The 24364-nt window shown below is 64.8% G+C and carries 20 protein-coding genes; 10 read left to right on the top strand and 10 right to left on the bottom strand.

The genetic code is table 11. From position 1 onward, the window contains the following. Positions 1-107: 107 nt before the first annotated feature. Positions 108-1724: a malate synthase A gene (gene aceB, locus EO156_RS00980; RefSeq protein WP_026006854.1), complete on the top strand. Its 1617-nt coding sequence runs from the start codon at positions 108-110 to the stop codon at positions 1722-1724. Here the strand turns inward: aceB and EO156_RS23850 are convergent, their stop codons facing one another. Next, positions 1725-1865, bottom strand: a complete 141-nt coding sequence (locus EO156_RS23850; RefSeq protein ID WP_154666332.1) for a hypothetical protein — start codon at positions 1863-1865, stop codon at positions 1725-1727. Positions 1866-1892: 27 nt separating this feature from the next. Between EO156_RS23850 and aceA the strand changes: the two genes are divergently transcribed. The 3 genes from aceA (at position 1893) to EO156_RS00995 (ending at position 7209) form a co-directional block, all read left to right on the top strand. Continuing rightward, positions 1893-3188: an isocitrate lyase gene (gene aceA / locus EO156_RS00985; RefSeq protein WP_005921146.1), complete on the top strand. Its 1296-nt coding sequence runs from the start codon at positions 1893-1895 to the stop codon at positions 3186-3188. 298 nt (positions 3189-3486) lie between these two features. Then, positions 3487-4545 carry a GGDEF domain-containing protein gene (locus EO156_RS00990; protein WP_016849158.1) on the top strand — a complete coding sequence of 353 codons (1059 nt, stop codon included), beginning with the start codon at positions 3487-3489 and terminating at the stop codon, positions 4543-4545. A gap of 3 nt (positions 4546-4548) precedes the next feature. Continuing rightward, entirely contained in the window at positions 4549-7209 is a 2661-nt protein-coding gene (locus tag EO156_RS00995) for a putative peptide modification system cyclase (protein ID WP_016849157.1), read from the top strand. On the opposite strand, the gene EO156_RS01000 is transcribed toward EO156_RS00995, so the two are convergent. Continuing rightward, entirely contained in the window at positions 7149-7487 is a 339-nt protein-coding gene (locus EO156_RS01000) for an NHLP-related RiPP peptide (protein WP_015471596.1), read from the bottom strand. The genes EO156_RS00995 and EO156_RS01000 overlap by 61 nt on opposite strands. 91 nt (positions 7488-7578) lie before the next feature. On the opposite strand from EO156_RS01000, the gene EO156_RS01005 reads away from it, so the two are divergent. Next, on the top strand, positions 7579-8787 hold the full coding sequence (locus tag EO156_RS01005; RefSeq protein ID WP_016849156.1) for a putative peptide maturation dehydrogenase: 1209 nt from the start codon (positions 7579-7581) through the stop codon (positions 8785-8787). Positions 8788-9030: 243 nt separating this feature from the next. Here EO156_RS01005 and EO156_RS01010 read toward each other — a convergent pair whose 3' ends face one another. The 4 genes from EO156_RS01010 to EO156_RS01025 all read right to left on the bottom strand — a co-directional run bounded on the left by EO156_RS01010 (position 9031) and on the right by EO156_RS01025 (position 16259). Further along, the gene (locus EO156_RS01010; RefSeq protein WP_005912285.1) at positions 9031-11115 is read right to left on the bottom strand and encodes a S9 family peptidase; all 2085 of its coding nucleotides are present in this window, start codon (positions 11113-11115) and stop codon (positions 9031-9033) included. 99 nt (positions 11116-11214) lie between these two features. Next, positions 11215-13242, bottom strand: coding sequence for an acetyl/propionyl/methylcrotonyl-CoA carboxylase subunit alpha (locus EO156_RS01015; protein WP_016849155.1), 2028 nt, complete (start codon positions 13240-13242; stop codon positions 11215-11217). Between the two features lie 232 nt (positions 13243-13474). Beyond that, positions 13475-15085: a carboxyl transferase domain-containing protein gene (locus EO156_RS01020; RefSeq protein ID WP_016849154.1), complete on the bottom strand. Its 1611-nt coding sequence runs from the start codon at positions 15083-15085 to the stop codon at positions 13475-13477. Between the two features lie 10 nt (positions 15086-15095). Next, positions 15096-16259, bottom strand: coding sequence for an isovaleryl-CoA dehydrogenase (locus tag EO156_RS01025; RefSeq protein ID WP_005912291.1), 1164 nt, complete (start codon positions 16257-16259; stop codon positions 15096-15098). Positions 16260-16387: 128 nt separating this feature from the next. Between EO156_RS01025 and EO156_RS01030 the strand changes: the two genes are divergently transcribed. The 3 genes from EO156_RS01030 to EO156_RS01040 all read left to right on the top strand — a co-directional run bounded on the left by EO156_RS01030 (position 16388) and on the right by EO156_RS01040 (position 17993). Beyond that, positions 16388-17008 (top strand): TetR/AcrR family transcriptional regulator, encoded by a 621-nt coding sequence (locus tag EO156_RS01030; protein ID WP_005912293.1) that lies wholly within the window; start codon positions 16388-16390, stop codon positions 17006-17008. Between the two features lie 86 nt (positions 17009-17094). Beyond that, positions 17095-17469: a hypothetical protein gene (locus EO156_RS01035; protein WP_005912295.1), complete on the top strand. Its 375-nt coding sequence runs from the start codon at positions 17095-17097 to the stop codon at positions 17467-17469. Further along, positions 17466-17993 (top strand): RES family NAD+ phosphorylase, encoded by a 528-nt coding sequence (locus tag EO156_RS01040; protein WP_005912297.1) that lies wholly within the window; start codon positions 17466-17468, stop codon positions 17991-17993. Before EO156_RS01035 ends, EO156_RS01040 begins: the two co-directional genes overlap by 4 nt. A 321-nt stretch (positions 17994-18314) precedes the next feature. Here EO156_RS01040 and EO156_RS01045 read toward each other — a convergent pair whose 3' ends face one another. The 4 genes from EO156_RS01045 to EO156_RS01060 form a co-directional block, all read right to left on the bottom strand. Then, entirely contained in the window at positions 18315-18650 is a 336-nt protein-coding gene (locus EO156_RS01045; RefSeq protein WP_011050205.1) for a DUF3325 domain-containing protein, read from the bottom strand. Further along, positions 18647-20263: a PepSY-associated TM helix domain-containing protein gene (locus EO156_RS01050; RefSeq protein WP_016849153.1), complete on the bottom strand. Its 1617-nt coding sequence runs from the start codon at positions 20261-20263 to the stop codon at positions 18647-18649. Before EO156_RS01050 ends, EO156_RS01045 begins: the two co-directional genes overlap by 4 nt. After that, complete coding sequence (locus EO156_RS01055; RefSeq protein WP_015462760.1) at positions 20260-20571, bottom strand: DUF3649 domain-containing protein; 312 nt, start codon at positions 20569-20571, stop codon at positions 20260-20262. Before EO156_RS01055 ends, EO156_RS01050 begins: the two co-directional genes overlap by 4 nt. A 181-nt stretch (positions 20572-20752) precedes the next feature. Continuing rightward, positions 20753-21397, bottom strand: a complete 645-nt coding sequence (locus EO156_RS01060) for a DUF4198 domain-containing protein (RefSeq protein ID WP_005928438.1) — start codon at positions 21395-21397, stop codon at positions 20753-20755. Positions 21398-21679: 282 nt separating this feature from the next. On the opposite strand from EO156_RS01060, the gene EO156_RS01065 reads away from it, so the two are divergent. Both EO156_RS01065 and EO156_RS01070 read left to right on the top strand, forming a co-directional pair. Continuing rightward, on the top strand, positions 21680-22198 hold the full coding sequence (locus tag EO156_RS01065) for a c-type cytochrome (protein WP_005912306.1): 519 nt from the start codon (positions 21680-21682) through the stop codon (positions 22196-22198). A gap of 274 nt (positions 22199-22472) precedes the next feature. Then, positions 22473-24191, top strand: coding sequence for an ExeM/NucH family extracellular endonuclease (locus EO156_RS01070; RefSeq protein WP_016849152.1), 1719 nt, complete (start codon positions 22473-22475; stop codon positions 24189-24191). The last annotated feature ends 173 nt before the right edge of the window (positions 24192-24364 follow it).

Consider the following 24364-nt stretch of genomic DNA (forward strand, 5'->3'; position numbering starts at 1 on the left):
GCGTGGATTTAATATAAGCCAGACTTATTTACATCATTGATAAAACTGCTTTGTCAAATAGTTGCATCGGGCGCACGGTGCAGGTCCGGATGCACAAGGACCTCCACATGGCTGCCACCGCGTTTGCTCCCCGCCCCAACGACCACGCCACGCCCGGCATTTCGCTGACCACCCAGATCGCCGGCCAGGCAGAACTGCTGCCGGCCGCTGCGCTGGCCTTGCTGGTCTCGTTGCACCGGGCGATCGAGCCCGGCCGCCAACAGCGTCTGGCCCAGCGGCGCCAGCGCCAGGCCGCCTTCGACGCCGGTCAGCTGCCAGACTTCCGTACCGACACCCAGGCCATCCGTACCGGCGACTGGCGCGTGGCCCCTCTGCCGGTGGCGCTGCAGGACCGTCGCGTCGAAATCACCGGCCCAACCGACCCGAAGATGGTCATCAACGCGCTGAACTCCGGCGCCAAGGTGTTCATGGCCGACTTCGAAGATTCCACCGCGCCGACCTGGCGCAACCTGCTGGCCGGCCAGCGCACCCTGGCTGCGGCGGTGCGCGGCGATCTCAGCTTCGATGCGCCCAACGGCAAGCATTACGCCCTGCGCCCGGAGGCCGAACGTGCGGTGCTGATCGTGCGCCCGCGTGGTTGGCACCTGGACGAAAAGCACGTGCTGATCGACGGCCAGCCGCTGGCCGGCGGCCTGTTCGATGCGGCGTTATTTGCCTTCCACAATGGCCGCACGTTGCTGGCCAAGGACCGCGGCCCGTACCTGTATCTGTCCAAGCTGCAGAGCATGGAAGAAGCCGCACTGTGGGACACCGCGCTGGCGCATATCGAAGCGATGCTGGGCCTGCCGCATGGGCAGATCAAGGTCACCGTGCTGATCGAAACGCTGCCGGCGGTGTTTGAGATGGACGAAATTCTCTACGCGCTGCGCGAGCGCATCGTTGGGCTCAATTGCGGGCGTTGGGACTACATTTTTTCCTACCTGAAAACCTTTCGTGCGCACCGCGACCGCGTGCTGCCCGAACGCGGCCAGGTCACCATGACCCAGCCATTCTTGAGGGCGTATTCGGAGCTGTTGATCAAGACCTGCCACCGCCGCGGCGCGCATGCGATGGGCGGCATGGCCGCGCAGATTCCGATCAACCACGATGAAGCCGCCAACGAACAGGCCATGGCCCGCGTGCGCGCGGACAAGCTGCGCGAAGTGAGCGCCGGCCACGATGGCACCTGGGTGGCGCATCCGGCGCTGATTCCGGTGGCGATGAAACTGTTCGACGAACACATGCCCACCGCGCATCAGCAGCATGTGTTGCGCAACGACGTGCAGGTGACGCGCGACCTGCTGATCGCGCCCTCGCCGGGCAATGTCACCCGTGCCGGGTTCGAAGGCAATGTCGAAGTATGCGTGCGCTATCTGGCGGCCTGGCTGGACGGCAATGGCTGCGTGCCGATCCACCACCTGATGGAAGACGCCGCCACGGCCGAAATCAGCCGCGCGCAGCTGTGGCAATGGTTGCACCACGGTCAGCACCTGGATGATGGCACCGCCATCGATCAACACCTGCTGCAGGCGACCCTACGCGCACTGCCCGCACGGTTGGGAACCGCCACCGCGCTGCCCGGCGCTGCACGGATCGATGAAGCGATCGCCTTGCTCGAAGAGTTGAGCGGCGCCGACGAACTGGCGGACTTCCTTACTGTACCGGCGTACCGCCTGATCGACTGATCACCAATGCGGCGACGCCTCGCCACCGGCGTCGCGCAGCTTCCACTTCAACGCAGTCAACGCCCGTTGCGCACGCACGCGCAACGACGGCCTCGCCATGCCGCCTGCCTTGGCATGCCCGCCATTCCTTCCTCGTTCCATCCGTCGTACTTCTCAGGAGAACGCAAGATGAGCACTACACTGCAAAGCGCCGAACAACTGCAGCAGGACTGGTCCAACAACCCGCGCTGGGCCGGCATCGCCCGCAATTACAGCGCTGCCGATGTGGCGCGCCTGCGTGGCACCGTGCATGTCGAGCATTCGCTGGCACGCCTGGGTGCAGAAAAACTGTGGAATTCCCTGCATGCCGCGCCGTTCGTCAATGCGCTGGGCGCGCTGACCGGCAACCAGGCCATGCAACAGATCAAGGCCGGCCTGAAGGCGATTTACCTGAGCGGTTGGCAGGTTGCCGCCGATGCCAATCTGGCCGGGCAGATGTATCCGGACCAATCGCTATACCCGGCCGATTCGGTGCCGGCGGTGGTCAAGCGCATCAACAATACCTTGCTGCGCGCCGACCAGCTCCATCATGCCGAAGGCAACGATGCCATCGACTTCCTGCAGCCGATCGTGGCCGACGCCGAAGCCGGTTTCGGCGGCGTGCTCAACGCCTTCGAACTGATGAAGGCGATGATCGAAGCCGGTGCGGCCGGTGTGCACTTCGAAGACCAGCTGGCCTCGGTCAAGAAATGCGGCCATATGGGCGGCAAGGTGCTGGTGCCCACGCGTGAGGCGATCGAAAAATTGAATGCCGCGCGCCTGGCCGCCGATGTGCTGGGCGTGCCGACGGTGCTGATCGCGCGCACAGACGCCGAAGCCGCCGACCTGATCACCAGCGATGTGGATGCCAACGATCAACCGTTCACCACCGGCGAGCGTACGGTCGAAGGCTTCTTCAAGACCCGCAATGGCCTGGACCAGGCAATCAGCCGCGGCCTGGCCTATGCCCCGTACGCCGATCTGATCTGGTGCGAAACGGGCAAGCCGGACCTGGAATTTGCGCGCGCCTTCGCACAGGCCATCCATGCCAGGTTCCCCGGCAAATTGCTGGCCTACAACTGCTCGCCGAGTTTCAACTGGAAGAAGAATCTGGACGACGCCACCATTGCCAAATTCCAGACCGAACTGGCGAGCTATGGCTACAAGTTCCAGTTCATCACCCTGGCCGGTTTCCATGCGTTGAATCACAGCATGTTCCATCTGGCGCATGGCTATGCGCGCCGGCAGATGAGCGCATTCGTCGAATTGCAGCAGGCCGAGTTCGAGGCGGCGGAGATGGGATTTACCGCAGTCAAGCATCAGCGCGAGGTGGGCACCGGCTATTTCGATGCAGTGACGCAGGCGATCCAGCAGGGGCAATCGTCCACGACCGCGTTGCGTGGCTCCACTGAAGAAGAGCAATTCCAAAGCGACAAGGCGGCCTGATTGCTGGCAGCACTGCAACGTCGGCGGATGTACATGAGGCAATGCAGTGACGCGGCACCTGGGCGCTCAGTTGATGCAGCTGTCTCCATGGCAATGGACGACCAAGGCAAATTCAGCAGGCGCGACATTGCGCCACCCTGGGAGGGGAGGGCTCGGAAAACCGAGCCCTTTTTTTGCGCCCACTACCCGTCAATTCGTCTCTTTCTTCATGAGAAGGAGTGTGACCTGGTGCTGAACAAGGGGGTCCTGTAGGATTTGTCCATGGGCTGACGCTGCAGGCCGGCCTAAGGGAAAACCGATGACTTGCCACAACACCGCAGGCGCACTTGAGCCGACGGGGAGCGCTGCCAAAACGCTCCCCGACGGGCTGCATGCGCTGATGACTGCCGAGGAACTGGCGTTTTTCGCCCGTTTCGGCCGTTTACGCGAGGTGTCCGCGGGCCAGTCGCTGTTCGAGCGCGGTGCCGTAGGCACGCAGATGTACATCGTTGTCAGCGGCCAGATCGACCTGGATTTCGGTGAGGACCTGATGCTCAAGCATCTGGGCCCGGGAGAATTCTTCGGCGAGCTCGGCCTGCTGATCGGCGATCACGCGCGCAGCGCCGGGGCCAGCGCCTCCACCGACAGCCGTCTGATCGAGCTGGCACACGACGATTTCCAGCGACTGGTCGACCAGGATCCCTCGATGGTGGCGCACTTCCTGCGCCGCTCCATCGTGCGGGTGGTCAACAACGAACAATTGCTGATCCGCCAGCTGCGCCGCCGCAATCACGATCTGGAAGCGGCGCTGGACAACCTGTACGTCACCTCGCACCAGCTCAACCACACCGAAGAACTGAGCCGTACCGACGAGCTCACCGGCTTGCACAACCGGCGCGGGCTGGCGTTGCACCTGCAGGAATGCCGGCGGGCCGGCCACGTGCCGGGCGTCGGCCTGATCCTGATCGACTGCGACCGCTTCAAACGCATCAACGACGAGTTCGGTCATCTGGCAGGCGACCGCGTGCTGCAGAACGTGGCGCATGCCCTGCGTTCGGTGATCGCCGAAGGCGACCTGGCCTGTCGTCTCGGCGGCGACGAATTCTGCGTGCTCGTCGCACAAGGCACCAGCGAGCTGGTGCACCACATCGGCGAGTGCATCGTGCGGGCGGTGGAAGCGCGGCTGTGCAACGGCCAGGGCGAGCAAGGCTGCTCGGTCAGCGTGGGCTCGTGCATGATCGATGCGGACGCGGCGTGGAACGACTGGTACACGCTCGCCGACAGCGCCTTGTACGAGGCCAAGCGGCAGGGCGGCAATGTGCTGTGCATGCAGGAGACGCTGGCCCTGGATCAACCGCCGGCATCGGGTCACCGCTGAGCGATGGGCAGCCGCACCCACGCACGCAAGGACGCGTCGTCGGAAGCGCTCCAGGCGCCGCGGCTGCGCACCTTGTTGTTGACCGATCTCTGCGATTCGACCGCGCTGGTCGAACGTATCGGCGACAACGCTGCGGCTGCTTTGTTCCGCGAGCACGACCGCCTGGTGGTCAAGCTGCAGCAGCACTGGCGCGGCCGCCTGATCGATCGTTCCGACGGGCTGCTGCTGCTGTTCGATCGCCCCATCGATGGGCTGGGTTTCGCGCTGGATTATGCGCGCGGGCTCAAGACCATGGGCGATGCGCATGCGCTCACGCTCTGCGCACGCCAGGGCCTGCATGTGGGCGAAGTGCTGACCTGGCGCAATAGCGACGAAGCGATCAGCATCGGTGCCAAGCCGCTGGAAGTCGAAGGGCTGGCCAAGCCCACCGCCGCACGCCTGATGTCGATGGCACGGGCCGGGCAGATTCTGCTTTCGGCAGTGGCCGAGTCGTTGACCCATCGCGCCGCGCGCGAACTCGGCAATCGCGCCGACCGGTTGTTGTGGAAATCGCACGGGCGCTGGCGCTTCAAGGGCATGCCGACTGCGATGGAGATCTACGAAGTCGGCGAAGTCGGCCTGACTCCCCTGCGCATGCCGAAGAATTCGGCAAAAGCTTGGCGCGACGTGCCGCTGTGGCGCAGGCCGGCTGCGTTGGTGGCCGAGGTGGGGGTGGTGCTGGCGGTGGGAATCGCAGCGTGGTTCTTCATCCGGCCGCAGCCTGCGATTGCCTTTGCCAGTCGCGATTGGGTGGTCGTCGGCGATGTGCGCAATCTCACTGGCAATACCGTGCTGGATGGAGCGCTGGAACAGGCGCTACGCATCAGCCTCGAGCAATCGCGGTACGTCAATGTCCTGAGTGACATGAAGGTGCGCGACACCGTCACGCGAATGAAGCGCGATCCCAACACGATTGTTCTCGACCGCAGTGTGGCGTCGGAGGTGGCGTTGCGTGATGGTGCCAGCGCAGTTCTTCTTCCGACCGTCGCTGAAGTTGGAGGGAAACTACGTTTCAGCGTAGAGCTGGTGGATCCGCGCACGCAGACAACCGTGTATTCGGAGTTTGTCCAAGGCGATGGCTTACCGTCCGCGCTGTCTTCGGTGGATCAAGTCACACGTAAGCTCCGCCAGGGGCTCGGCGAGATGGTCGCGTCGATCGACAAGAATTCAGTGCCATTGCCTGCCGTCACAACATCGAGTCTGGACGCGTTGCGTGCTTATGCACTGGGCGTGGAAGCGACTGCGAAAGGTCGGTGGCGTGAGGGCCTGGAACTGTTCGATCGCGCGGTCGGAATCGACCCGACGTTTGCGTTGGCTTACCTGGGTGCGGCGCGCATCAAAGTTGCGGTGTCCGACCGCAACGGCGCGCTTCCGTATCTGGACAACGCGGTTCGGTTCCGTCAGCGCTTGCCGGCGCGTGATCAGCTCTATCTAGATGCCTGGATCGCCGAGCTGCGGGCGGTGGACACCGCGCTCCCACTGTGGCGAACGTTGGCGTCCTTGTATCCGGACAATTTCGCCGGTGCCGCCAACACTTCATGGCATTTGTTTGTGGCAAACCGCTTTGCGGATGCGCTGCCATATGCGCAGGCTGCCGATGTCGTACAGGATCCGCTGCGTTCTATTGCGTCCGATCGCATCGGCCGCATCCTGATGGCACAGGGGAAGGTCGAGGCTGCGTTGCAGCGCTTCGAAAACTCGAGCGATGGCGATCGGGCAGGTCCGCTGCGACGCCAAGCCGATGCCTTGGCAGTGCTTGGTCGTTATGCCGAGGCGCAGCGAACCCTCGACCGGATTGTAGACAACGGCTACGCCAACGATGACGTGGTGCCGCTGATCGACCGCACCAGCATCGCGCTGGATCAGGCCAATTGGGCGAACGCGAATGCGGCAGTAGCACAGGCCCTAGAGCGTAGCAAGCACACCGATGATTTCAGCTATCGGCAGTTCCTGGTGATTGGGGCCACCACCGCAGCCATCACCGGTGAAACAGCATCCGTGGGCCCCGGGATGAGTTCGACGTTTGAGGCGCTGGTGGGTGCAATAAAGGCCAATGGCCCGGCCGAGCCAAACCTTCAGGACGACGCTGCGATGGTGCTGTCCCTGGTCAGCCAGGCTCAGCGGAATGGCGACGATCAGTTCACTGCACGCGCGCTTTCGGCGATCAAGCCTGCGCTCGCACACGAAACACCTGTGCTTGCCGACTTACGCGCGATCGTCGAAGCCCAGCATCTGGCGCTGTCGGGCGATCGGGTGGCCGCCATCGCTCGTCTGCCTCCCGGTCCCGACGATCTGTTGCAGATGCGCGTGACCTTGTACACCTTGTTGCATGACAGCGGACGGCACGCGGAGGCACTGCAACAAGCTCGCTGGCTTTCCCTTCAGCGTGGGCGCGCCTACATCGAGGCAAATGCCTCGCAGACGTTACAGCCGCTCAATGTGGCACACACGCGGTTAGCCCGGTTATGGACCGCCGAGTCGCTGTACGCACTGGGGCGTACGCAGGAAGCCCGCGAGCAGGCGCAGGCGTTCGTGCGTGCCTGGCCTGCATCGCATCTGCCTGCTTACCTGCGCAGCAGGGTGGAGCGAATACTTTCGGATTCGAAAGCGAAGATCACGGTGTGATTGGTCTTTTCGGTCAGATAGCTCTGTAACTCGACACGCGCCAGCGCAATGTCTTCCTTTGAAGCGAGTTGACTGGTGGTCATGCAGTAATAAGGTTCTCCGGCACTGGGCACGCCGTCGTTGGCATTGGCCCCGGCAACACCGAGCTGAGCAAGCGCCTGTGCCGGGTTGTCTTGGAAGCAATCGCGAAAATCGTCGTCGTTGGAGAGCAGCTCCAGCAGCCTGTCGGCGATGGATGCATCAAACGGAGGGTGTGCCTTGTCGGCTGGATGGGTCATCGTCTTGTCCGCAGGTGAGGGGGCTGGCGCATGATGTGATGGGATAGCTGAGACAATATCGACCATGCTCATGCGTCCTTGAGATGTCTCCATGCAGATTCGTCGCTGTGCCACGCTGTTCTTCGAGCTTCGCGACGATGCGACGTTCGATTTTGCTCAACTGCTTGCCGGCGGCGTTGGGCTGCGTCGCCGCACCCGTTGGCTGGCGCTCGCGCCCCACCTCGATGCCGGAGTGGAAGTGGCTGCGCACGAGCGCGACTGGCTAAGTCAACTCAGTCCAGCGCGCTGGCAGCCGGTCGATCCGACGCAACCGCTGCTGCCCTGGATGGAGCGGTTGCTCGATCAAGGTCTGGCGATCAGCGACCAAGCCGCGCACGCAACCCATCGGCAGCATGATGAGCAGGTGCAGCAGCAGCGTTGGTGGCCGTTGGCCGCGCTTTGGCATCGTTTTGCACGCTGGAAAGGCGAAGACAGCGTCGCGACAATGGAAGAACAAGGCCTGACAACCGCAGAGGGGATGGTCGATCGCCTGGGCGCGCCGCCTGCCGAAATCGTGGAGCGTGGGATAGGAGGTGTTGCCGCACGTATCACGCTGCCGCGTGCGGCCACCGGTGCCTTCGATGACCTGTTGTCACGCCGTGTGACCTGCCGCAATTTCGATAAGCAGCGCGCACTATCGCGTGAGTTATTGGGCCACATGCTCGAACGTAGCGTCATGGCGAGTGCGCGTGTTGCGGTTGGGCACGACACCGCGTTTTTGAAAAAGCCGGTCCCTTCGGGAGGAAGCCTGCATCCCACTGAGACCTATTTGCTGATTCAGCGCGTCCAAGGCATGCCAAGCGGGCTGTATCACTACCGTCCAATCGAGCACGCGCTGCAGCCCGTGGCGCCGCCGCCTGAGCCGCTGTCGGATTTCGCACGTCGAGCGCTCTCCGGTCAGCACTGGTTTGCCGAAGCGCCGGTGCTGTTGATTCTGGCGCCACGCTTCTTGCGCAGCTTCTGGAAGTATCGAAACCACGCCAAGGCCTATCGCGCGATGATTCTCGATGTCGGCCATATTGCGCAGACGCTCTATCTGAGCGCCACGGACCTGGGGCTAGGGGCGTTCGTGACGTCGGCCATCAATGAGGTCGACATTGAACAGGCACTGGGCCTGGATGGCCTGCAGGACGGTCCACTGGCCATTTGCGGATTCGGTTGGCGTGCCGAAGAGATGACGAACACCGAGCTGGATCCTAACGGAACGATCTGGCGGTCTAGCCGCAATTTAGACCTATCCAAGGATCTTGAGCAGCACTGACAGGACCTTCCAGCTCTCCGACACATGATCAGGGCAAGGCGGCTGCCTTCGCGGACGGAACTACTGCGCTGCCAGCAACACAAGTAGCGACGTCATCGAGTTGCTTTGGTGCTGTCCCGGATACCGACTTCGGTCGGTGGGCCGGCAACGGCACTAGCTGCTCAGCGCGTCCGCATCACGGGCGGCAGTACCCGCAGAACAGCGAGTACTGCCCTGAATACGATGCGCGGCTGCGCAGGTCAATTACTTCCGAATCGCCTGCGTATGCGTCTTCAAGGCCTCGCCCAGGCCGTTGATCTTGTCCGCGCCTTCCGGGACGGTGATGCTGGAGCCTTCCAGATCCGCACCGATCGGTTGCAAGCGGCCGCCCAGGCACTGGCTCAGGAAGCTTTCGGTCACTGCGTTGAAGGCCTTGCTGTTTTCCGGGCGGCGGAAGCCGTGGCCTTCGTCGGGGAACAGCACGTAGGTGACTGGAATGTTCTTGGCCTTCATTGCGTTGACGATCTGGTCGCTTTCGGCCTGTTTGACGCGTGGGTCGTTGGCGCCCTGGCCGATCAGCAGCGGCTTGCTGATCTTGTCGACACGGGTGAGCGGGGAGCGGTCGGTCAGCCACTGCTTGCCGGCTTCGGTGGCGGGGTCGCCCATGCGCCGGGTCAGCTGCTTGTAGAAGCTGGCCCAGTACGGCGGCACGGTGCCGAGCAAGGTGTTGAGATTGGCCGGGCCCACGATATCCACGCCGCATTTGAAGGCGTCCGGGGTAAACGTCATGCCGACTAGCGTGGCATAGCCGCCGTAGCTGCCACCCATGATGGCGACCTCGTCCGGTTTGGTGACCCCTTGCTTGACCGCCCATTGCACCGCGTCGAGCAGGTCGTCGTGCATCTTGCCGGCCCACTCGCCGTTGCCGGCGTTGGTGAACGCCTTGCCGAAGCCGGTGGAGCCACGGAAATTCACCGCCAGCACCGCATAGCCGCGGTTGGCCAACCATTGCTCGTACGGCCCGTAGCCGTAGCTGTCGCGCGCCCATGGGCCGCCGTGCACGAACAGCACCAACGGCACCGGCTTGTCGGCTTTGCCGTCGTGGTTGGCATCGGCTTCGGCCGGCAGGGTGAGGTAGCTGATCAGCTTGAGACCGTCGCGTGCGGTCAGCTCCTGTGGCCACATCGGCACCAGCGGCTTGCCCTCCAGTGCGGGCCGTGCGGAGAACAGCTTGGTCAGCTTCCCGCCATCGGCGCGATCGTAGCGGTAGTAGGTGAGCGGGGTTTCTGCCGCGGAATAGCCCACGATCCAGATGCGGTCGTCGAGCGTGCGCGCAGCCACGCTGGCATCGCCGCCGCCAAGGGATTTGAGTTTCTGCAGATCCGCGGCAATGCCGTTGTCCAGCGGCTTCCATTCTTCGCGCAGGTAGTCGGTGGACACCGCCTGCACCGCCCCGGTCTTGGGGTCGTTCAAGGTGGCGCCGACGTCGGCGCGCGGGTTTTCGAACAGCAGCGTGCGTGTGTTGCTGGCCGTGTCGATGGCATACAGCGCTGCGGTATCGCGGTTGCGCGAATCCTGCATGTACAGCGTCTTGCCATCCTCGGTCAGGCCCTCCGGTGCGGTGTTGGTGACATCCTCGAACGGAATGCGGTCCACGCTCTTCCAGCCGTCGCCATCGGGCACCAGCAACTCCCTGCCGGCGTCGTCGGTGGCGCGCGTGGCGTAGCGCAGCTGGTAGCCGCCATCGAGCAGGTACGCATCCAGGCTGTCGGTGTTCTTCTGCACCAGCGTGCGCTTGCCGGAGGCCAGGTCCACGCGATACAGGTCGTGCCACTTGGCATCGCGGTCGTTCATGCCGACCATGATCGACTCGGGATGCTGTGCGCTGACCCGATACACCTCGGCATTGGTTTTCTTGAACGGGGTGAGATCCTTGCTGCTGCCGTCAGTCAAATTGACTGAAAACAGGTGGAAATCTTCATCGCCACCGTTGTCGCGCAGATACAACAAGGTATTGGGTTGATAGGTCCAGAAGTAATTGCGAATGCCGCGTGCGGTGTCCTTGGTGATGGCGCGTGCCTGGTCGGGCGCATCCACCGGCGCCACCCAGACATTGAGCACGCCCTCCAGCGGCGCCACCCAGCTGAGGTACTTGCCGTCCGGACTGATGCTGACATTGGCCCGCTCGGGATTGCCGAACAGCGCATCGCGGGTGATCAGCGCAGGCGGCGCCGCGGGCGCTGTGGCAGCCGGTGCAGGCGCTGCCGCTTTCTCGGGAGCGGGCGCAGGTTTGTCGCTGCACGCAGACAGCGCGAGCAGCATGCTGGAAACAAGAAGCAGGCGTTGCATGGGGACTCCGGTGGCAAGGCGGCCGAGCCGGCCGATTTGCCACGCTAGCGGCAGCGTGCGCGCAGGCGAACGTGCCGTTGGTCACCCTGCCATGCGCCGCTACGCAGACGCGGACACAAATTCCACCAGCGCCGCACCGTCGTCCACCAGATCGCCCTCAGCCACCAGGTACGCCTGCACGGTGCCATCGCTGGGCGCGTGCAGGGTGTGCTCCATTTTCATCGCTTCCAGCACCACCAGTGCCTGCCCACGGGCGACCGGCTGGCCCACTGTTGCGGGCAGGGACACGATGCGCCCGGGCATCGGTGCGGTCAGTCCGCCGGCCTCCTGGGTAGGCTGGTCGGCTTCTGCCAGTGCATCGTGGTGACGGAAGACGGCCCGTTGCCTGGCCCCGATCAGCGTCAGCGTGGCGCCGTCGCGCAACACCTGTGCACGCCATTGCCGGCCGTCCATCTCCACACGCAAGCCCGTCTCGTGCCGGTGGTAGCGCAAGGTATGCATCTGGTCTGCGTTGGTGACTTGCCAGCCATCGGCATCCGGGCGCACAGCGAGTTGGCGGCGCTCGCCGTTCGCTTCCAGGACGATGCGCTGCGCTGCATGCGCACCGAAGCGCCAACCGTCCGTGTGCTGCCACGGCGAATGCGGATCGGCCGGATCAACGGCCACTGCCGGCAACGCATCGGCGATCAACACCGCTGCCAGGCACCACCAGGCGTTGTCGGGGCTGCGCGCCTCTGGAAACAGCACGGCGTGTTCGCGCTCGATTAAAGCGGTGTCCAGATTCGCCGACGCGAACGAGTCGGTCGCGATCAGGCGCGACAGAAATGCACTGTTGGTGGTGACACCGATCGCGTGGAATTGCGCCAACGCCGCGCGCATGCGTGCCAATGCGGCCGGGCGATCGGTATCCCAGACGATCAGCTTGGCGATCATCGGGTCGTAATAAGGGCTGATGGTGTCGCCTTGCTCTACGCCCGCATCCACACGCACATGCGCACTGGCAGCAGGCATCTGCAACTGACGCAGCGTGCCGGTGGAGGGTAGAAAGCCACGCTCGGCATCTTCGGCGTACAGGCGCGCTTCCAGCGCATGCCCGTGGATGCGCAGCTCGTGCTGCCTGCGCGGCAAGCGCGCGCCTGCGGCAACCCGCAATTGCCACTCGACCAGATCGGTGCCGGTGATCAATTCGGTCACCGGGTGCTCCACCTGCAGACGGGTGTTCATTTCCATGAAATAGAAATCGCCGTCCGGGCCGGCGATGAATTCCACGGTACCGGCACCCACGTAGCCCACCGCCTGCGCCGCATCCACCGCCGCCCTGCCCATCGCGGCGCGCCTGGCCTCGCTCATGCCGGGCGCCGGCGCTTCTTCCAGCACCTTCTGGTGGCGGCGCTGCACCGAGCAGTCGCGTTCGAACAGGTACACCACCTCGCCATGCGTATCGCCGAACACCTGGATTTCGATGTGCCGCGGCCGTTGGACATATTTTTCCACCAGCACGTGCGCATTGCCGAATGCCGACTGCGCCTCACGCTGGCAACTGGCCAACGCGTCGTCGAACGCTGCGCTGGCATCCACACGGCGCATGCCCTTGCCGCCACCGCCAGCACTGGCCTTGATCAACACCGGATAGCCGATTGCATCGGCTTGCGCACGCAAGAATGCCGGCGCCTGTTCGTCACCGTGGTAACCCGGCGTCAGCGGCACGCCGGCCCGTTGCATCAGTGCCTTGGCCGCACTCTTGTCGCCCATCGCGCGAATCGCCGCTGCCGGCGGGCCGATGAAGACGATGCCAGCATGTGCGCAGGCCTCGGCAAATGCCGCGTTTTCCGACAGGAAGCCATAACCGGGATGGATCGCCTGCGCACCGGTGGCGCGTGCCGCTTGCAGGATCGCTTCGCCACGCAGATAGCTCTGCTGCGCGGGGGCGGCGCCGATATGCACCGCCTCGTCCGCCATGCGCACATGCCGTGCATTGCGGTCTGCATCCGAGTAAACCGCCACCGTCGCAATGCCCAGGGCGCGGCAGGTGGCGATGACGCGGCAGGCGATCTCGCCGCGATTGGCGATCAGGATCTTGTCGAAGGGCGCTTGCGTTGCTGCGGCGATAGGGTCGCGCTGGGTCATCGGATCAGTCTCTGCACGTCGCCGTAGCGGCGGGTCGTCTTACGAAGATAAACAGCTTGCTGTTGCACACGGACATCGAGCGCAAGCAGGTTGGTTGTCACATGGCGTTGTGTGGCTGCAAGCCACCTGCACAAACGTCCACGATTGCCGGCACGCATACGACAGAACCTCACTCCAGCCTGCACACCAGCACGGGCACCGCAGCATTGCGGCTGCAGTGCGCCAAATGACCTCACATGCGAAACACACCAAAGCGCGTGGGTTCGATCGGCGCGTTCAAGGCCGCCGACAATCCCAGGCCCAGCACGCGGCGCGTATCGGCCGGGTCGATGATGCCATCGTCCCAGAGCCGAGCACTGGCGTAATACGGATGGCCTTGCTGCTCGAATTGCGCGCGGATCGGCGCCTTGAACGTCTCCTCGTCTTCGCCCGACCACGTACCGCCCTTGGCTTCGATACCATCGCGACGCACGGTGGCCAACACACTGGCCGCCTGTTCGCCGCCCATCACGCCGATGCGCGCGTTCGGCCACATCCACAAGAAGTTCGGCGAATACGCGCGCCCGCACATGCCGTAGTTGCCCGCACCGAACGAGCCGCCGATCACCACGGTGAACTTGGGCACCTTGGCGCAGGCCACCGCCATCACCAGCTTGGCGCCGTCCTTGGCGATGCCGCCATGTTCGTATTTGCGCCCGACCATGAAGCCGGTGATGTTCTGCAGAAACACCAGCGGAATGCCGCGCTGCGTGCACAGCTCGATGAAATGCGCACCCTTGAGCGCGGACTCGGAAAACAGGATGCCGTTGTTGGCAATGATGCCGACCGGGTAGCCATGCAGGTGCGCAAACCCGGTGACCAGCGTGCTGCCATAGCGCGGTTTGAATTCGTCCAGGCGCGAATCGTCGACGATGCGCGCAATCACTTCGCGTACATCGAACGGTTTGCGCGTGTCGGCAGGAATCACGCCGTACAGTTCGTCGGCGGCATAGCGTGGCGGCAATGGTGCCTGCAGCGCCAACGACGCGGCAGGTTTGCGCCAGTTGAGCTGCGCGATGATGGCGCGCACGCGCGCCAGCGCCTGCAGGTCGTTGTCGGCAAAATGATCGGCCACACCGGAGATGCGCGTATGCACATCGGCGCCGCCCAGGTCTTCAGCACTGACTTCTTCGCCGGTGGCGGCCTTCACCAGCGGCGGGCCGCCCAGGAAGATGGTGCCTTGCTCGCGCACGATCACCGTTTCGTCGCTCATTGCCGGCACATAGGCACCGCCAGCGGTGCACGATCCCATCACACATGCAATCTGCGGGATGCCTTGGGCGGACAGATTGGCCTGGTTGTAGAAGATGCGCCCGAAGTGATCGCGGTCCGGAAACACTTCGTCCTGCAACGGCAGGAATGCACCGCCGGAATCGACCAGATAGATGCACGGCAGCCGGTTTTGCTGCGCGATCTCCTGCGCGCGCAAATGCTTCTTCACCGTCATCGGGTAATAGGTGCCGCCCTTGACGGTGGCATCGTTGGCGACGATCACGCATTCCACGCCGGACACGCGGCCGATGCCGGCCACCACGCCTGCGCACGGGACCTGGTCCTCGTACATGCCATGGGCGGCCAGGGGCGCGATTTCCAGCAGGGCGCTGCCCCGATCCAGAAGTGCGTCGATGCGCTCGCGCGCCAGCAGCTTGCCGCGTGCCGTGTGCTTGGCGCGTGCGGCGTCGCTGCCGCCACGGGCGGTCTGGGCGAGGGTGCGGCGCAGGTCGTCGATCACCGTGCGCATCGCGGCAGCGTTGTGTTGAAAAGTCTCGCCGCTGACCTGCAGCTGGCTATCGATCACGCTCATGGTGGCTCCGTCAGGCGGTGCGTTCGAACAATTCGCGGCCGATCAGCATGCGGCGAATCTCCGAAGTGCCCGCGCCAATTTCGTACAACTTGGCATCGCGCCACAGGCGTCCGGTGGGGTAGTCGTTGATGTAGCCGTTGCCGCCCAGCACCTGGATGGCCTGGCCGGTCAGCCAGGTTGCCTTCTCGGCAGCGTAAAGAATGGCGCCGGCTGCGTCCTGGCGGGTGGTGCGCCCGGCATCGCAGGCGCGCGCCACCGCATACACATACGCGCGGCAGGCATTGAGCCCCACATACATGTCGGCCAGCTTGGCCTGCATCAACTGGAAGGTGCCGATCGGCTCGCCGAACTGCTTGCGCTCGTGCACATACGGCAGCACCACATCCATCGCTGCGGCCATCAGCCCGAGCGGGCCGCCGGCCAGCACCACGCGTTCGAAATCCAGCCCGGACATCAGTACGCGTACGCCGCCGTTGAGCGTGCCGAGCACGTTTTCGGCCGGTACTTCGCAATCGGTGAACACCAGCTCGCAGGTGTTGGAGCCGCGCATGCCCAGCTTGTCGAGCTTCTGCGCGGTGGAAAAGCCCGGCATGCCCTTTTCGACGATGAAGGCGGTGATGCCGCGCGCGCCGGCGTCCGGGTCGGTCTTGGCGTACACCACCAGCACATCGGCATCCGGGCCGTTGGTGATCCACATCTTGCTGCCGTTGAGCACAAAGCGGTCGCCGCGCGCATCGGCGCGCAGCTTCATCGACACCACATCCGAGCCGGAGCCGGCCTCGCTCATCGCCAGCGCGCCCACATGCTCGCCGCTGCATAGCTTGGGCAGGTAGCGCTGCTTCTGCGCGTGGCTGGCGTTCTTGCGCAGCTGGTTCAGGCACAGATTGGAGTGCGCGCCATACGACAACCCGATCGCACCGCCAGCACGCGAAATCTCTTCCATCGCCACTACATGCGCCAGATAGCCCATGCCGCTGCCGCCGTACGCGTCTTCTACGGTCAGGCCGAGCAGGCCTTGTTCGCCGAGCAGGCGCCATAGCTGGGCGGGGAACACGTTATCGTGGTCGGCTGCCGCGGCCAGCGGAGCGATATGGTGGCTGGCGAAGGCGGCCACGCTTTCGCGCAGCAGGTCGATCTCTTCGCCAAGCTCGAAGTTCAAGGACGGCACATGCATGCAACAACTCCACAGGGATCGGGATGTGCCGGGTGGGAGCGGGCGGACCGCGCGGCGAATGCGGCCAGACTAGCGGCCCGCAACAAAAAAGTGAACTAAAATTCAACTATTGAACCAAGAATCACACCATGGCTTATCGACGCTCCGCCTTGATGGAAGAACGCTTGGCCGGCAACCGCGAGCGGATCCTGCACGCGGCCCGCGTCCTGATCGCCGAAGGCGGCTACCGCAATGCACCGGTCACCGCGGTGGCCGCGGCTGCGGGCGTATCGACCGGGCAGATTTATCGACATTTCCCGTCAAAAGCCGAACTTTTCGTGGAAGTTCTAAGCGAGGCGGTGCAGCGTGAAATGGCCATCCTGCGTGCCATCGCCGCCACCCAGGCCAGCGCAGCCGAGCGCTTGCGTAGCGCGATCGCCACCTTCGTACGACGGGCGCTGGCCGGGCCGGCGCTGGCATACGCCTTCATCGCCGAGCCGGTGGAGAGCGAGGTCGACGCCGAGCGCATCCGCGGCCGCCGCCTGTTCGGTGAGGTGTTTCGCCAGCTGCTTGCCGAAGGCGTGGCGGCCGGGGAGTTTCCGCAGCAGTCGCTGGACGCTGCGGCTGCCTGCATCGTCGGCGCGTTTACCGAGGCCTTGGTGGGGCCGATCGCTCCCAGCCGTGGCGACCCGCAACAGGGCGAGCAACTGGTCGAAGCGATCTGCGGCTTCTGTCTGCGCGCGGTGGGGGCGGCGCAAACGAGCAGCTGACAGTGCACTGACCGCACATAAGGATGTGCCTCCCGGATGCAGCCGACTGTGCATATACTGTGCACCTACCTTGCCGGAGCCGTGCGATGGTCGCCGTTCTCAATCCACTGGCCTTGACCGAACGCCTGCGCGTGCCGGACCGGACCATCCTGTCGCCCTCGGCCATGGCCAGTCTGCTGGATCTTTCGCAACAGGAACTCGCCGACCTGGCCGGCGTGCACCGCAACAGCCTGCGCGTGCACCCGGAAAGCCCGCGCGTCCAAGACTTGCTGCGTAATCTGTCGCGGCTGCTGGTGGCGATGGCGCAGGTGCAACCGGACGAGCGCCAGGTAGTGTTCCATCTCAAGAACACGCCGATCCCCGCGTTCGAGTTCGCCACCTTGCTGGAAGTGGTCAAGCAGGGGCGCACCGACGATGCGCTGACCTATCTGCGCACGGTCGCCGCAGGGTCCGCCGGTTGAGGCTGAGCGCCCCGGCGCACTGCACGCTCTATCGCGCCTTTACCCCGCGCTGGGCCGCCGAACCACTGAGCGGTGCCGGTGCGGCGCGCTCGGGCGGGCGCTTCAATCGCTTCGGCCAGCCGGCGCTCTATCTGTCGCTGCAACTGGAAACCGCCGCGTCCGAATATGCCCAGGCCGCCCCGTTCCTGCCACCGTTGACGCTGGTCAGTTACGCCGCCGATCTTCCGGCACTGGCCGATCTGCGTCTGCTCGATGCCAGCTGGGATGCGGTGTGGGCCGACTGGGCCGACGACTGGCGCAAGGCGCTGGTCAACAAGATCGAACCGGTGAGCTGGGTGCTCGGCGACCTGTTGCGCGAAGCGGAGATCCCCGGCGTGATCTTCCCCAGCATGGCGCGGCCCGAAGGCGTCAACGTGGTGCTGTTTCTGGACATGCTGCAGCCCGAGCGCGTACTCCGCGTCCTCGACGATGGCCGCCTGCCGCGCGATGGCCGCAGTTGGGGCGATCCGCCGACGGTGGTGTGACTGGGCACGCGTTGATGTGCGCGCACCACGTGCAGCGCGTCACTCGACATCGGTATCGCGAACGTCACCGCACGTGCGTGTGGCGATAACGCAATGGGTAGCGAGGAGGGTCTCAAGGCCTCGCGCTGCAGAAGACGCGGTCGCCCTCCAGAAACACGACGGACGGAACCAGCGCACCCGTTGATTGATGATCAAGTCGATCGCATCTCGCGTCAGCTCGGCAAGCCCGTCGGCCGGTCGCTCGTGTTCTTTACGTGATCGTTGCCGCCGGTTAGGCATGCAAACGCACGTAGTAGACAGCTGGTTAGCCGCGACCAACCTTCAACCAGTCAGCACCTGCACCACGCCAGCCAGCACTGGCGCAGCCACCGCGGCCGGCAGGATCGCCCCGCGCCGATACGGCAGCAGCCACAGCGACAACACCGCCGCACTGGCGGTCAACGTGCCCAGCCACAGCACTGCGCCGATGCCCCAGCCCTGCGCATGCACCGCCAACGCGAAGGTGAGACACAGCAGCAACCAACCCGACACACGCAGTTGGCGCGATCGTGTAGTGCCCAGCAGGCGGCCGCGCAACTCCTGCTGATGCTTGTCCATCGCCAGGCACAGGGCAGCAAAGCCGGAAAAATTCAACGCCAGCAATAACAGCACGCTCATGCGCTTTCCTGGAGCGGCGCGGCTGGCTGTGCAGGCGTTGCGGCAGCAGCGCGCGCGCGTCGCGCCGAAGCCGGCTGCGGCGCTTTCCAACGCTGCAGGCGAAAGCCGGCGATCCCCAGGCTAAGGCCCAGGAACAGGCACACCAGATCTACACCGGCCAGTGCCCATTGCCTGGCCGGCAGCGTCACGCCCAGATGCACATCGGTGGTGATTGCGTTGAGTACCGGCACCAGCGCGAACAATGCCGCGCCCAGATAGAGCTGCCAGCTCCACATCGCACGCCGCGGCCACACGAATGCAGCCAGCAACGCCGTGGCCCACGCAGCAAAAAACACATTGGCCTCCATCGCTGCGCGCGCATCCAGGCTCACCGGCAACACGCGGTTGGCCCAGAAGAAACTGGCAAAGGCGATCGGCAAGCCGGCCACGGTGCCGATGTTGAGTGCGTCCACCAGGCGCAGGCCGAAGCCGATGCGCCCGGCTTTCAGATGCTTGGGACGTTCTTTCACTGCCCACATCACCACGCCGCTGGCCACCATCAGGCAGCCCAGCAGGCCGGAGCCGAAGAACAGCGCGCGCAGCCATGGCCCGGCGAAATGGGCCAGATGCAGACCCACCATCACCCCACGCGTCTGGCTGGCACCGCCCGGTGGCCCGCTGCGTTGCAGGCGCTCGCCACTTACGGCATCGAACAGGATGGAAGGCACGTCAGTGGAGAGGTTGTCGGCCAATCGGCTCACCCCGACGGCAGCATGCGCATCGTTGGGCAGTGACACCGCCACGCTGCCCACCTCGCCACCACGCCAATCGCTGCGCGCACGTGCCACGAACTGCTCCAGCGGCAGCATGTGCGCCGGTACACCGGCGGCCTTGCGCGTATCGGCCACCCGATTGGCCGCCTCGTCGTAGAAACGCATTTCATCGCTGGCATAGCGCGCCTTGATACCCCACGGCAGGTACATGAACATCAAGGTCACGATGCCGGTGTAGGTAATCATCGCGTGGTACGGCAACGCGGTCACCGCGCTGACGTTGTGGAAATCCAGCCACGACCGCAGCCCCTTGCCGGGGCGGAAGGTAAAGAAGTCCTTGAAGATCTTCTTGTGCGTAATCACCCCGCTGATGATCGCCACCAGCATGAACATCGCGCAGAACCCCACGATGTAGCGCGCCCACATCACCGGCACGTAATGCAGGTCGAAATGCAGCCGGTAAAAGAATTCGCCGCCCAGCGTGTCGCGTGCGGCGATGTCCTTGCCGGTAGCCGGGTCGATGATCGCCGTGCCGTACATCTGCCGGCGATCGACAGGTTTGCCGTCGGCGGGCGCGGGATTCTGCCAGTACATGCTCACCACCGGAGTGCGCGTATCCGGCAAGGTGATGTTCCAGCTCACTGCATCGGCTGCGTGTGTCTGCAGATACTGCTCGGCACTGCGCAGCGCAGTGGCGGTGCTTACCGTGGTGGTGGGCAACTCCGGGCGCATCCAGCGGCTGATTTCGTCGCGGTAATAACTGGCCGTGCCGCCCATGAAGATCAGCAGCAAGACCCAGCCGACCAGCAGCCCGGTCCAGGTATGCAGCCACGCCATCGACTGGCGAAAGCCCTGCTTCATGCCGCGCTCCGTTGCAGCCACGCGGCCAGCGCAAACATCAGCGTCGCCGGCACCGCGATGCCGGCACAGGCACGCCACACGCTGGCGGTGGCGAAGGCCCATAACGGCGCACACGCGCACACTACGATCCCGATCAGCATGCTGCTCAATACCGCTTCACTGCGCGGCATCGGCAACACCAGCGCCAACAACAGATTGGTGGCGCTGGCCAGCGCGTAGCCGCCGAAGATGGCTGCCAGCGTGCGCGCAAGCACCCCCAGCCAGGGGCGCCTGAACCAGGCAAGCGGCAAGGGCGATGCGCTGGACATCACGCCACCGCGCGCGATGGACGTGGCGCACCTGCCACACCGCAGCGCACCGTTGCCAAGCCGGGTGGGCCGGCAAACGCATGTGGCCACCGCGTGGGGCGTAGGACGCGCAAGCCAGGCATCGCCGCGACGCGGCGGCGGTGCCTGGTCCATGAGTGCGCGGGAGGTGTGCCGACCACGCTTACTCGGCCAGGAACGTCAGCGTGCTGATGTGGTGCACCATCGACACCTGCTTGCCGGCGATCTCGCGCTTCACCGGTTCCTTGTTGGTGGCCACCAGGATGTGGCGGCCGGCACGCAGGGTAGGTAGCGTCACCTGGCCCTTGGCATCGGAGGTCAGCGTCTTCTGCCACTTCTGCGGGTCGATCACCGTCACTTCCACTTTGGGCAGTGGCTTGTTGCGATAAAGCACGGTCAGCGTATTGCTATTGGCAGCGGTGGGGACCAGTTCGAAATCGAGTTTTGCAGCCGGTGTGGTACGGCCGGCGCGTGCGTAATAGCTCACCGTCTCGAAGCCGCCGGCTTCCCCCTTCCATGGCTCAAACACGCTGTCGTCGCTCAACCACGCATCGCCGCTGCCGGCCAGTGGCGCGGTCAGGAACTCGGCACCGCGCTGCAGCGGGCCGGCCTTGCCGGCAGCGCCGAACACGCTTGGTTTGACCACGCGCTTGATCTCGTCTTGGCCGTGGTCCAGCGCTTCCTGCGCCGGCTCGCCGAAGAAGATGCGCACCGGGCCGCTGCCGTCGCGCTCGATCCAGATTTCGTGGGCCTGGGCGGACAGGCTGATGCTGGCCAAGGCCAGGCAGGACAGCAGGAAGGATTTCATCGCGGCGACTCCTCAAGGACGGGACCGGCGAGGCGAGAACCGCGCCATCGTGGTTATTGGGAATGATACGCAATTCCCACAACGGAGACCAATGCGCGGCATGCGGCGCTGCCGCAATTGGCCAGCCGGGGCGAGCGTGCCCGCGGACAGGAGCATCCGCCCATCGGGCGTGCAGCGCCCATCGCTGCGAAAACTGTCATGCAGGCTGGTCAGACTGGCGCAAAGTGTGCTCTATACTCCGGCGCTAGCAGAGGTCTTCGACCAACAGCCAGGGGTGAGCGCGTGCGGAATTACGACCTCGAGTTCCTGAAGAAATTCTCGATGGTGATCGGTTTACTCGTGGTGATCACCCTGGGCCTGATCGCCCTGGCAGCGTATTTGCAACGCGCCATCCCCGACGAAGTCTCGCCCACCGCCGCCAAACGCGTGCTGCAACGCATTGCGCCTGCCGGCGCGGTCTACGCCGGTGCGACTGGCGCGTCCGCACAGGCCGCAGCGCAGGCCGCCGCGCTGGCCAAGGCCGCCTCGCAGTCTGCGTACGGCGGTACGACCGACGGCAAGACCATCTTCAACAACCTGTGCACCGCCTGCCACACCACCGGTGTCGGCAAGGCGCCCACGTTGGACCATTCGCATTGGGATGCACGCATCGCCCAGGGCAAGGACACCTTGTACAAGCACGCGATCGAGGGCTATACCGGTCCGGATGGCGGCATCATGCCTCCCAAGGGCGGCAACCCGGCACTGACCGAAGAGCAGGTGCGGGCCACCGTCGATTGGATGCTGGGCAACCTCAAGTAAGGGCCTGGCAAGTTGCCGGGGAAGATGGGTCTGCGATTCGCGCCTGATACAGCCTATCGCCTGCGTTGCGTTGCCCATGGAGCGCGTCGCGGGCAGATCGTGCGCAGGCGCTGCAGCACTGCATTGGTGCACGCAATAGCCGCATCACCGTTGCGCAGCGCACGTGCCTGGCGGTCATTCCCCCTGGTTTGCTAGCCTGTTTCTGCGCTTTTCGTTATCACGCGCCGCCTTCCGGGCGGCGTTTGCGTTTGGATTCACTTACTGGAGTCGTTCGATGTCGCCTCGCCCGCTGGTTGTGCTCGGTTTGGTTGGTCTGTTGGCTCCGTTGCTGTGCAGCGCTGCCGATGGTGCCGCGCAGCGGCTCTCGATTGCCGACGTGCAGGGCGAAGACAGCCGCAGCCCGTACGACGGCCGCGTAGTGGAGGTGGAGGGAATCGTCACCGCCGATACGCGCGTGGGGCTGGCCGGCCTGTTCGTGCAGCAGCCCGGCTTCGAGCCGCGGCGCTCGCATGGCCTGTTCGTCACCGGGGCCGGCAATGCCAAGCTGGCGGTGGGCGACCGCGTGCGCATCGTCGGCACCGTGCGCGAAGTCTCGGCAGGTGGTGAGGCGAGCCTGACCACCGTGGACGCCAGCAGCATCGAGCGGCTTGCCAGTGGCCAGCCGGTGCCGGTACGCATGCTCAGCGGGCCGCCGGCCAACTGGGAAGCGCTGGAAGGCGAACACGTGCGTATCGCCTCGCTCACGCTCAATGGCAGCGACCGCCTGGACACGTACGGCGAGCTGGTCGCCGCGTTCGGCGGACGCCTGTGGCAGCCGAGCGAGGTCGCCGCTGCCGGCACGCCGGCGTTCGTGCAGGTGCAGGCCGATAACGCACGCCGTCGCGTGTTGCTGGACGATGCGCGCAACGGCCGCAGCCCCAGGACGGTGTCGTATCTGCCGGCCGATCCGGTGTTGCGCAGCGGCAGCCTGCTCAAATCGGTCGATGGCATCGTCGACCAACGCTACGACGGCAACTACCGCATCCAGGTGCTGGGCCCACTGACCTTGCCGGCGATGCCTACAGCCGTTGCGCCGCAGGTGGGCGGCGATCTGCGTATTGCCTCGTTCAACCTGGAGAATTTCTTCAACGGCAATGGCCGTGGCGGTGGCTTCCCGACCAAGCGTGGCGCACGCACGCACGAACAATTCCAGGCGCAGCTGGCCAAGTTGGTCGCCACCATCGTGCCATTGGGTGCCGACGTGGCTGCGTTGATGGAAGTGGAAAACGACGGCAACGGCGCCGATGCGGCGGTATCCCAACTGGTGGCCGCGCTCAACGCTGCCGGCAAGGACAAGGATTGGCAGTTCGTCGATACCGGCAGCGGCCCGGGCGACGATGCGATCCGGGTCGGCATCATTTATCGCAGCTCGCAGGTCACCCCAGTCGGCAGGCCGGCCACGCTGACCGGCGGGCCGTTCGAGAACCACAGTCGCGTGCCGCTGGCGCAGGCGTTCCGCAGTGCGCGTGGAGCCACCTTCGTGGTGGTCGCCAATCACTTCAAGTCCAAGGGCTGCGGCAACGCCAGCGGGGCCGATGCCGATCAGCAGGACGGCCAGGCCTGCTGGAATGCCACCCGTACCGAATCGGCCAAGCGGTTGCACCAGTGGTTGCAGACCGACCCCACCGGTGCGCAGACCAAACTCGCCGTGCTGCTGGGCGACTTCAATGCCTATGCGATGGAAACGCCGATGCGCAGCCTGCGCGCCAGCGGCTGGCAGGACGCGTTTGCAGTGGCCGGTGTGAAGCAGCCCTACAGCTACGTTTACGACGGCCTGAGCGGGCGGCTGGACCATGCGCTGCTCAGCCCGGCGATGGCCAAGCAACTGCGGGGCGCGGCCGAATGGCATGTCAATGCGGATGTCATGGATGCCGCCGGCTACGCCAAGCGCAATCTGCCCGGGCCGTGGCGCAGCTCCGATCACGACCCGGTATTGCTGGGTTTTTCGCTGTAGCGCTGCCGATCATGACAGTGCACGCGGCACGCTGTGCGCGTGCCTGGGCATGTTGCACACCGACACCGACACCGACACCGACGCGGTGCGCGGCGTGCGTTGAGCTGTTCGAGCGCCAGCAGGGCGCATCGACCGGCGGATGCGTGTACCACCTCACTTCCCGCCGGTCGCCG

The sequence above is a fragment of the Xanthomonas sp. DAR33341 genome, assembly GCF_003992815.1.
Classification (GTDB): domain Bacteria; phylum Pseudomonadota; class Gammaproteobacteria; order Xanthomonadales; family Xanthomonadaceae; genus Xanthomonas; species Xanthomonas cissicola.